This is a genomic window from Noviherbaspirillum suwonense (genome assembly GCF_900182955.1).
Lineage (GTDB): Bacteria > Pseudomonadota > Gammaproteobacteria > Burkholderiales > Burkholderiaceae_D > Noviherbaspirillum_A > Noviherbaspirillum_A suwonense.
This window is the reverse complement of the sequence record NZ_FXUL01000036.1, coordinates 25,292-35,072: the sequence shown is the minus strand read 5'-3', so window position 1 is coordinate 35,072 and position 9,781 is coordinate 25,292. Positions and strand designations below refer to the sequence as shown.

At 58.5% G+C, this 9,781-nt stretch carries 5 protein-coding genes; 2 read left to right on the top strand and 3 right to left on the bottom strand.

Translation table 11 applies throughout. The annotated features are described in order from the left end of the window. Positions 1–664 precede the first annotated feature (664 nt). Both QOL82_RS27335 and QOL82_RS27330 read left to right on the top strand, forming a co-directional pair. Positions 665–1,348 carry a ParA family protein gene (locus QOL82_RS27335; RefSeq protein WP_283445490.1) on the top strand — a complete coding sequence of 228 codons (684 nt, stop codon included), beginning with the start codon at positions 665–667 and terminating at the stop codon, positions 1,346–1,348. After that, positions 1,345–2,379, top strand: coding sequence for a ParB/RepB/Spo0J family partition protein (locus QOL82_RS27330; protein ID WP_283445489.1), 1,035 nt, complete (start codon positions 1,345–1,347; stop codon positions 2,377–2,379). Before QOL82_RS27335 ends, QOL82_RS27330 begins: the two co-directional genes overlap by 4 nt. A gap of 320 nt (positions 2,380–2,699) precedes the next feature. On the opposite strand, the gene QOL82_RS27325 is transcribed toward QOL82_RS27330, so the two are convergent. The 3 genes from QOL82_RS27325 to QOL82_RS27315 form a co-directional block, all read right to left on the bottom strand. Continuing rightward, entirely contained in the window at positions 2,700–4,004 is a 1,305-nt protein-coding gene (locus tag QOL82_RS27325) for a replication initiation protein (RefSeq protein ID WP_283445488.1), read from the bottom strand. Positions 4,005–5,634: 1,630 nt separating this feature from the next. Continuing rightward, on the bottom strand, positions 5,635–7,698 hold the full coding sequence (locus QOL82_RS27320; protein ID WP_283445487.1) for a site-specific integrase: 2,064 nt from the start codon (positions 7,696–7,698) through the stop codon (positions 5,635–5,637). A gap of 1,032 nt (positions 7,699–8,730) precedes the next feature. Further along, positions 8,731–9,678, bottom strand: a complete 948-nt coding sequence (locus tag QOL82_RS27315; RefSeq protein WP_283445486.1) for a LysR family transcriptional regulator — start codon at positions 9,676–9,678, stop codon at positions 8,731–8,733. Positions 9,679–9,781 lie beyond the last annotated feature (103 nt).

Below are 9,781 nucleotides of genomic sequence, written 5' to 3'. Positions count from 1 at the left end.
GTTGGGCGTTGGGCGTTGGGCGTTGGGCGTTGGGCGTTGGGCGTTGGGCGTTGGGCGTTGGGCGTTGGGCGTTGGGCGTTGGGCGACCCCGAAACAGCATGAGAGCAATAATCTGCTTCCCATGAATGGCATAGGGCGAATGCTTCGAATCAAATCGCGCCAGCTTTCAACTAAAAAAGCATATGGTTGGTTAGTGTCTATGTGTGCTCCCTAAGCAATCATGCGGAATGGGTCCTTGGTTGACAACCAAAAGAGGCGCAACGGATTTCCTAACGGGAAAACTGCCAGGCGATGGTTTCCGGCTCACTAGTGAAACCATCATTAAATCGAATGAAGGACTGATCGGCGACCCGCTGTCGTGACGAATCGTCCCGTTACTTCATCACTGCACCCCACGAGCCCGCCCTGCGGAACTGCGCCCACCTCCGTCAAGAACAGCGGCTCACCGTCAAATGCGCAGGCCTGCGATTTCCGCGCTGAAATCGGCGCCGTGCCTGCAGCGCAACGCGAAATGTTCGACTCCTTCAAAAAGTGAAGTAATTTATTGATGGTCTATATAATGCTGTCTTCAAGCCAGGACTGTCGTGAGAAATCAGAAGAGCGACCCGATTTCAGCGCGGAAATCGGTGTCAGGATCGACGGCATAAATACAGGGAGCAGAAAAATGACGGCAAAGGTAGTCACGGTTTTCAACCAGAAAGGCGGTTGTGGCAAGACAACCATCACGATACAACTGGCCGGAACCATTGCCCTGCGAGGGTTCAAGACGCTGGTAGTGGACATGGATGAGCAAAGCACCGCGACCCGCTGGGCAAGCCAGGCGCCGGACGAGGAACCGTTTGCAGCTGCGACCATGAATCTCGCTGCAATGGGCGGCAAGGTACACCGGGAGATTCGCAACCATCTCGAGAATTACGACTTCATTTTTATCGATTGCCCCCCGGCCGCACTATCGCCGGCGCCGTCGAGCGCGATGCTGATCTCGGACCTGGCTATCATCCCCATCGTTCCAGCGCCGGCGGACATGTGGGCGTCCGTTGCCGCGAAAAAACTGGCGCTTACCGCGCAGGCCACCAACGAGCAACTGCAGATTCGCATGCTCCCGAACATGGTTCAGAAAAATACCAATCTGGCGAAAGACACGCTTGAAGTTCTCGGCGAAGACGAAGACATCCCGTTGATGAAAAACTGGATCGGTTCCCGCTCTGCATTCCGGGAGTGCCAGCTGACCGGGTCGACGGTCCACAAGCTAGGCAAAAGTAGCGCGGCGACGAAAGAAGTCGACAAGCTAACGGATGAAGTCCTGCAAATTTTAGGTATAAGCACCGCACGGAGAGCCAAGAAATGAGCGGAAAACCAGACAGAAAATCGTTGCTTCGCAGCTCGATCAGGAATGAAACTGCGGCAGTCGAGAAACGCTATGAACCCGCCAATGTGGACAAACGCTACGACGCGGCCGACACCGCGCTCGCGGGCCGTCCGCTCGGGCTGGTCGGGCCAACCGTGTCCAAGGCCAAAACGGCGAGCGATTTCAGCGCGGAAATCGGAGCCGCAGCGCAGGGAAATGACAAGGCTATCGTGCGCATTCCATTGTCAATGGTGCACGACAACCCATTGAACGCTCGCCATATTTACGACCCCAAAGCGGTCAAGGCGCTTGCGGCATCCATCGCCACCAGGGGACAACTGGTTCCCGCGCCCGCCGCACGTCACCCGACGCTGTCCGGCCACGTCGTGCTGATCGACGGGCATTACCGCAAGCGCGCATTGCTCGCCGCAGGAAAATCCGATATCGAATGCGTGTTGCAGGAAGTCGGAAGCGACCTGGACATGTATCGGATGTCCTACCTGATCAACGAAGAGCGCAATGCGCAGTCTCCGCTCGACAACGCACTCGCCTGGCAGAAATTGCTCGTCGAACAAAAGATTGCCGACGGCGCCGGGATTGCCGAACTGACCGGCCTCTCCACGGCGGCGGTTGCGAAAACCATGTCGTTCCTGAAGCTCCCCGAGGTAGCGCTGGCGCGGCTGCGCGAAACGCCCGCCAAGTTCGGGATTGCCGTCGGCTACGAGATTTATCAGCTCTCCAAGCTATTATCGGAGAAGGAGTTGCTCGAACTGATGCAGCGCACCGTAGACGAGGATCTGAGTTCCCGGGCGCTCGAATCCCTGCGGGGTCAATTGGAAAATGCCAAGCCGCGCAAGAAGAAGGAAGTCAGCCGCCAGTACCGCATCAAGGTTGGTAAAACCCAGATCGGGTTTATCAAGGAGTGGGACTCGGGCCGGGTTGCGCTGGATATCAATATGGCCGACCCGAAGGAACGCGAAGCGCTTGTCGAAGAGCTCAAGCGGCGCTTCCAAATCGGCGATCTTGCATGATGCCTACGTAATTTTCATTGAGCCTGATTCAATCATTCGCACAACGGCATCACGTGACCTTGCATCGGTACAAGGGTGATGTTTTCCAAGGCAAGCGTATTGGATAGTTGGGATCGTAAGGACAGGTTCGTGCATCAGCGGAGGGCGACCTGCCACTCGTACGGAAGTGAATGACGGCCCTAGCAAGCGCTGGGACGTGCAATGCTTGCCCAATTCGGCAGTGGCGCCGCCGTCAAACCGGCTCGTGCGCCTGTGCCATTTGATTCGGGTTGCAATACGGCGGCCAAATCGCGCGCTGCTGCGGCGAGCCGACCAGCTCATCAGTCTGCCGTATCGCTTGGTCTTTCTGAGAACACCGGCAGCGACTGCTCCTGCAGCGATTCGATGAACGCGGCAAAGATGCTTTTAACCATCGGCGCGGATTCGCCCTGCTTGTCGAAGCTCTTGCGCAGCGGGATCGCGAGCGTGGTGCGAAACTGTTCCCGGATCTCGTCCTGCACGTCTTCATCCAGCTTGTGGAATTCGGACAGGATGCCGGAAACCCGTTTGGATTCTTCCCGGTCGCGGGCCGCCTGGACCTCGATCTGGGTATCCATAACCGCCTGCGTCGCCTTGCGACGTTTCGCTGCGGTTTCCTCCTTGGCCTTCTGCTCCAGTTTTTGGCTGTGCCAGCCTTCGGTGATGGCTGTCCTGTAGAGGGCGCCGTAATTCGGTTCCTTGCCCTTTTTTGCCTGCTGTTCGCCGTACTCGTTGGCACGCTCGATGCAGATCTCGATCTCGACATCCGTGCGCAATTCAAGGTATTTCTTCTGCATCGCTGGTTCGATATTGACCTTGGCAAACCGGAAGACATCGGTGAACTCGGTTTCCGGGAATGGGATCACGGTCTGCGCCTTCTGCTCAATCAGGAAACGCAAGCCGATGACTTTGCGGCCCTGGCGCTCCAGCTCGACGTCGACCCGGATGTCGGACGCTTCGCTGCGATTGATCGCCTTCACCGGATTGGAGATAACGAATTTGTTGAGGTCCCGGAATTCCTTGTATTCGCCGTCGCTCAGGCCCATGTAGTCCCGGAACTTGGCGAGATCGAAGTAGGGCGTCTTTTTCACGCCGCGGTAATCGCGGCAGAGCTTGTAGATGATCGCCTCGTACTTCCCGGAGAAGTGATTGAATATCTCCCAGTTCAGCAACTGGAAAATGGCTTTCGGCTCGTCCAGGCCGCGCACCACGTCTTCAATGACAGACGGAAACTTGAATTCCAGGCGGGTGGCAAAGACCTTCCACTCCGAAATGAAGCCGGCGCCGTACTGGACCGCGCCGCCGTCCTTGCTGAGGAAATTATAGGAAAGCGTCTCGTTCTTCAACGCGAGCATGTCGTTCCAAAGCATCGACCGGTTGATTTCATACCCGAACGCCTGCTCGAACAGCTTCAGCGGCATCGACCGAAAGCCCTTCTCGTCCATCGGTATGCCGGAATCGAATTGGCGCCGCAACTCCCGCAGCATCAGGATCCAGTACTTGTACTGCGATAGGGTGATCTTGTGGCGAATATGGATCAACGACTGCGGCGTCTTGATGAGGTCGCTTCTACTGAGTTCGTTCTTCGATTGCTTCGGCTTGACCATACGCACGTGCCCGTGATCCAACAGCTATTGTGGAAGAATTTCCCCTCGCGGCGCCTCTTGGTGCCTCCTGGCGACACCAGGGGCTGCCGCACCCGACGCCAGGTCGCTGCTATATTAAGCACAATAGTGGAAGAAGGCAATTCAATTTTCCTCCACCATACCGCGGCACCGTGCCGGAGCCTTCGAGGTCTGGACGCCAGTCATAGGACTTTGATCCTCGGCATCCGGCTATTGGACAGGGGGAAATTCTTCCACGATAGCGTCATCCATTTCCAATCATCGGGGCATTCTTCCGCGCGGATGGACCGAAAACTGACTCGTTCGGCATTAAAGCCCTTCAAGACCACCGCGCAAACGACGGCAGGAGGCCACAGCGGCGCTGTAGGCCTTGGAATCCTCCCATCGCTTATACCGGGTGGGGACCAGGTGGAAAACGTGTGGCGACGCGCTGAAGGCCCTTAAGGCCAGACCATGGACAAGGTCAGACAATGACTGATTGAAGTCGAAAAACGCCTTGGGCAAGGGCAGATGGGGGGAAATCCTTCCACCATGGGTCGTCGCATGCGTATAGCCTTGGGAAATTTTTCCAATTGCCAGGATAAGGTTCGGCTACTGCTATTGCCGCTCATGCGTATTGCGCGGGGATGCAGCATCTGCCGCAAGCGTGTGAAGTACCGCTGTGCAAATGGGGGGAAATCCTTCCACCTAAGTCCTATGCATACTGTCAAAGGGGGTAAATTCTTCCACGATAGAGCCTCGCCTCTATAAAAGCAGGGGAAATCCTTCCACCATTGCCATCTCTGCCGCTGAATCAAGGAGGGGAAATTCTTCCACCATCCTTCCCTAGGCGACGCAGAAATGAGAGACGGTACGGTCGACCTGAGCCGAGAAGGCCAAATGAAGGGCTATATCGGCTAGAAGAGGGGGTAATTCTTTCCACCATAGCCGAGCTGAAGCAAGAACCAGGGGGTAATTCTTTCCACGATAAGTCGGGGGCGGTAAGGCGACAGGGGGGTAAATACTTCCACAATAGCGGCTGTATCCCCTGCATGAACCACTCTTGTGTGGTTAATATTTCCAAATTGCCATTGAATGCCGCAGAAAGCATGCCTTTTCTGGCCCTGGATGGCCGAGCCCATGAGCTACAGGGGAGATTCTTCCACGATAGGGGGGAATTGTTTCCTCAAAGACCGGGGAAATGCTTCCACGATCCCCGAAATTCTTCCACGATACGACGGGAAATCCTTCCACCATAGGAGGGGAAATCCTTCCACCGTGCCGGGTAAATTCAACCACCCAAAGGGGGAAATCCTTCCACCATTCATGACGTAACCCCATGCTTGCAAAAGGAATTCCAACGTGTAAACAGTAAACAAGTAAACAAGGTAAAGATATTGAAAGCAGCAGCTAAACTAAATCCATAGAAATCATGAATGTCGAATTTCGGCATTTTGCAACGGGTCGCTGCTGCTTCCTTTGAGATATTTTCATAGCTCCTAGAACGCAGCATTCCACGCCGAAGGTCAGCAAATCTGTCATCCGCTCACCGAAAATCGATTGTGCGATATAGCCACACGCTCGTATCTTCGCTACGGACGTTTATCTCAGCGAATGTAAGTACGCTCGCCAGTCATCTTCCTGAGGATTTTGCCCTGGCCGGCAGCTGCGCATCCCACAGCTTTGCCGTTTCCGTCGCCCGCCGCCGCGCTTCGCTGGTCGTGTAACGGGTAGTCGTCGCCAGCGACGCATGTCCCAGGTTTTGCTGGACGACCTTGATGTCCATGCCCGCCGCTACCGCGTGGGACCCGTGCGTGTGCCGCATCCAGTGCGCGCTGGCCTTCGCCAGGCGCGCGGCGCCTGTCGGATCGCTAGCCTGCAGTTTCCCGGCACATGTGGTGAAAAATACCTTGAGCTGATCGTGCAACGTGGCCTTGCCTATGCCAGCTAGCGGATCGAGCGGCGCGCGCGCAGCAGGGGACCAAGCGGCCCGGTCGGCCATATCGGTTGCGCGTCCGAGCAAATGCGCCCGCGCCGGAACGCCGCCAAATTCGGCCGGGAAGCCGCGGGACACCAGGTATGACTGCAGTTCGGCGACGATGGCCGGCGAGACCGGCACATAGCGTTCCTTCCCGCCTTTGCCAACCACACTGAGTTCCCACACTTCAACCTTGCCTTCATTTGCGTCACCGTAGGTCTTCCAGCGCAGGTCCGCTACACGCGCCGCGACAGCCTCCGAAATCCGAAGTCCTGTCCCGTAGAGCAGCGAAAGCGCGAACTTCAGCCTCCGGTGGGCAGAATGATCCGGGAGCGCCTCCAGTTCGGCGCGGATAAATGTCCACTGCGCTTCGGTGAAGCTGCGTCCCACATCCATACCCTGGCTGCCCCGCGGCAGCGAGACAGCGGCAAAGGGATTGCCGCGTAAATAGCACTGGTCGGTGAGGAAGCGATACAGGCTTTTCAGGATCGCAATTGCCCGGCGCTGCGCGCTTGCCGATAGCGGGCCCTCGAACGGCCGCCACATCGGGCTCCAGCGCGCCCGCGCCCGCGCGCCACACCACAGCGCTGCTGGCTGCGGATCGATCAAAAAATCCCGGTACGCGCTGCAATCCTCCAGCGTCATCGACGACAGCGGCTTCTGGCGCTGCACGATGGCCCACAGCAGAAAACGCTCCGCCTCCTTCAGATAGGCACGTTGCGTATGGGAGAGGGTGCCAACGCCCGCCAGACCGGCCGCCATCGATGCGTCGACAGTCGACGAACGCGATGGCGAAGCAGGCCCGCGCTTGGCGCGGATCCAGGCCAGGATGGCTTCGTGATCGTTGGACGCCGCCATCAGGCACAGTTGCTGGGGCAGCCGATAAAGCCCGTCGCTGCCGGAAAGCGCCGCGGGAACGATCAGTTTGTCCAGCGGCACGATGCCGGTGGCCCGCGGCACGACAGCCTGCAGCCGGGCAGCCGACAGGCTTCCCTTGCGCACCAGCGCGTGCGAGCCGACCGACTCTCCGATGGTCGCCTCGTGCGCGCGGAGCCAGTCGACCATGCGGGCAGCCTTGGTCGCGCCGATGCCTGCGAGATCCCGGTACCAGACCGACCCGAGCCCATTGATCCGCGCAATCAGCGCGCCCAGCGTCCGGATGCCAGCGCGCCCGAGACGCTCGGCCAAATCGGGATGCAACCATGCGGCGACCTCATCGTCGGCGCGCGGCGGTTCGGCCACCAGTTCCTCGAGCCAGCGCAGCGTCTCCAGCTGCCGGGCAAGCAGGCGTGCGCGGCGGGATTTGCGTTGCGTCGCGTTGCCGTATTCCGCCTCGTAGGCAGCCAGTTGTTCGGCCTGGGAAAAGTCTTCCAGGCCGCGGTCGGCAATGTAGTCGTCGAGACGGGGCATCTCCGCGCCTGCATCCGTCACGGTTGCCAGGTCGACCAGGACCAGCCGGGCGGCGCCATGGCGGTGCCAGCGGCGCGCCGCGGCCGCAAATTCATCGCGGAGCCAGGCAATGGTTTTGCGCACCGTCCGCGTATCGTCATGCTCGCCGTCGATGCGCAGGTACTGGTTCCAGCTGACGCGCGTGTCCACTCCCTGGACCAGGGCGCGCATGAACGCAAAATGTCCCCGATGCAGCTTGCGCGGCCGGACCGGGGCAGGGGCCGTTGCGATGGCGACGGCTGAAAACGGGGAAGGCGAGCCGAAGGTCATTCGGTGGCCGCGAAATGCAGCAGCAGTCGCGAACTGAAAAACCGCTTATTGGCTGCAGATGGCGACGCTGCGTAAGCGCTGCGCGCGAGGGTAAGCCCCTGATTTTGCATGGAAATAACAGACGTCGATGGTTGAGGCCATTATTTTACCGCTATTTTTACATCCCTTGATAATAAGAGTTATCAAGGGATGATATTGGCTGGAACCAGGCGGGCTGGATGAATCGGCGGTAGCAGTTTTCTTCTTCATCGTTGTCCGGCGCCTAGCGGGTCAAACAACCGTGGCTGTCAAAGCGCTGTCGCGTTACGCGAAGCGACATGGTGAATGCCGTGGTTAGGAATGGCGAATGTAACGCTTGGAAAAGCCTGGGGATAGGCTGAGAGTTCTGCAGGTTCGAATGCGGTTGACGACGCTGCCGACTACGAGCCACACCCGACTAACGGTGATCGACAGCACCGGGGAATCTACTTTGAACCAGGTGAGTGACCGAGTGGCGAACGATTCGGCATTGGCATCGGCATCGGCATCGGCGCCGGAGGCCATTGGCCACAGTTAGTCCACCGCCAGCGCCTTGCAGCGCGTCCCTCACGCATCGTGAAGACGCAGATCCGATATGGTGTCGAATTGTCACTTGCGAGAAGGCCAGAGCAGACCGTCGAAATCCCGTGACTTGTGCGTCGGCCAAGTCGTGCGGATTTCGGCGCTGAAATCGAGCCGTGCGCCCTATGACGGCCGATTTGCGTATTACGCGGTAGTCCGGCACGGCGGTGCAGTCCTGAAACCTTCCGCGGCAGGCGCTTCGTTAACAAATCCTCGGGGCAGCGAAGGTGCCCTAAGGAACCGGCAACTTGCAGGGAACGTATTAATGATTCTGAGGCCACAGCTGTAGCATTGACGATCGAGCGCCCGTTGCCATGGCATGCAACGCCATTAATCACAGGGACCATGTGCAGTCCCGGACATTCGGTACGCACGCCCTGATCGCCCGCCTTGCTGCCTGCGGCATGGCCGGAAGCGCGGCTTAGTCAGAGCCTATGGCGTCACCCCTCCTCGGGACGCCGCCTGGCCGGAAAACTCCTGTGTGAACATCGTCGCAACGGGTGACAGCACGTTGTTGCTGCGCATGACCAGCTGGTAAGGCTCGCTGCGCGACTGCAACTGGAGAGGAAGGATGCAGGTCATGCCGAAGCGGGTACAAAATTCCGCGACGTCGGTGGACAACAGCGCCACCATGGTCGGATTGCGCTGCAATAGCGAAAGTGTGGTGAACGCTGACGTGGTTTCCATCAGATAGAGCGGAAAACGTAATCCCGCCTCGTGGAATTCGCGTTCGAGCAATAGCCGCATCGGCATATTGGCGGAGTACACCACCCAGCGAAACGCCGCCAGGTCCGACAGTTCCAGCTTCTTCCGGACTGCAAGCGGGTGCCGGGCATTGGCGACCACGGCCAGCTGTTCCTGATGAATATCGATACTCTCGTAAAGGTGGGGGCGCTGGCTGATGCTGGTCCGGCATACCGCCAGATCCAGCCGTCCCTCGTCGAGCAGGTTGAGCAGCCGCGCGCTGGTATCCTCAACGATCTCGACGGAGAGCGCCGGTTTGCGTTCCAGCAGTCGCGACAACGCGTCCGTCACCAAGGGAACGGCTCCCATGATGGTGCCGATCGACAGCCGCCCGCCATGGCCTTGCAGGATGCCCGCCATCTCTTCGCGCAAGTGCGCCACGTCCGTCTGTATCAGGCGCGCATAACGGATCACGCAATGACCGACGTCGTTCGGCTCCAGCCCGCGGTTGGTCCGCACGAACAACTCCGTCCCCAAGGCCGACTCGATTTCACGCAGCGACTTGCTCGCTCCCGGCTGGGTCAGCCCGACCTGTTCGGCTGCCCGCAGGAGCGAGCCGCAGTCGGCCAAGGCCACCAATAACCGCAATTGCTTGAAATGAAGCCGGGAGAGTATTGAAGCGAGTGGCGGGATCATTGGTATGAATATAAGTAATAGCTGTATAAAAAGTTGTCAGTTTCGCGACGTTTATTTTAGTTTAAAGTCCGCTATCGCTTCCAAGCGGTCAACGGCGGCACCG

Coding starts and splice junctions, on each gene's coding strand:
- QOL82_RS27335 (WP_283445490.1), top strand. CDS start 665: ATGACGGCAAAGGTAGTCACGGTTTTCAACCAGAAAGGCGGTTGTGGC.
- QOL82_RS27330 (WP_283445489.1), top strand. CDS start 1,345: ATGAGCGGAAAACCAGACAGAAAATCGTTGCTTCGCAGCTCGATCAGG.
- QOL82_RS27325 (WP_283445488.1), bottom strand. CDS start 4,004: ATGGTCAAGCCGAAGCAATCGAAGAACGAACTCAGTAGAAGCGACCTC.
- QOL82_RS27320 (WP_283445487.1), bottom strand. CDS start 7,698: ATGACCTTCGGCTCGCCTTCCCCGTTTTCAGCCGTCGCCATCGCAACG.
- QOL82_RS27315 (WP_283445486.1), bottom strand. CDS start 9,678: ATGATCCCGCCACTCGCTTCAATACTCTCCCGGCTTCATTTCAAGCAA.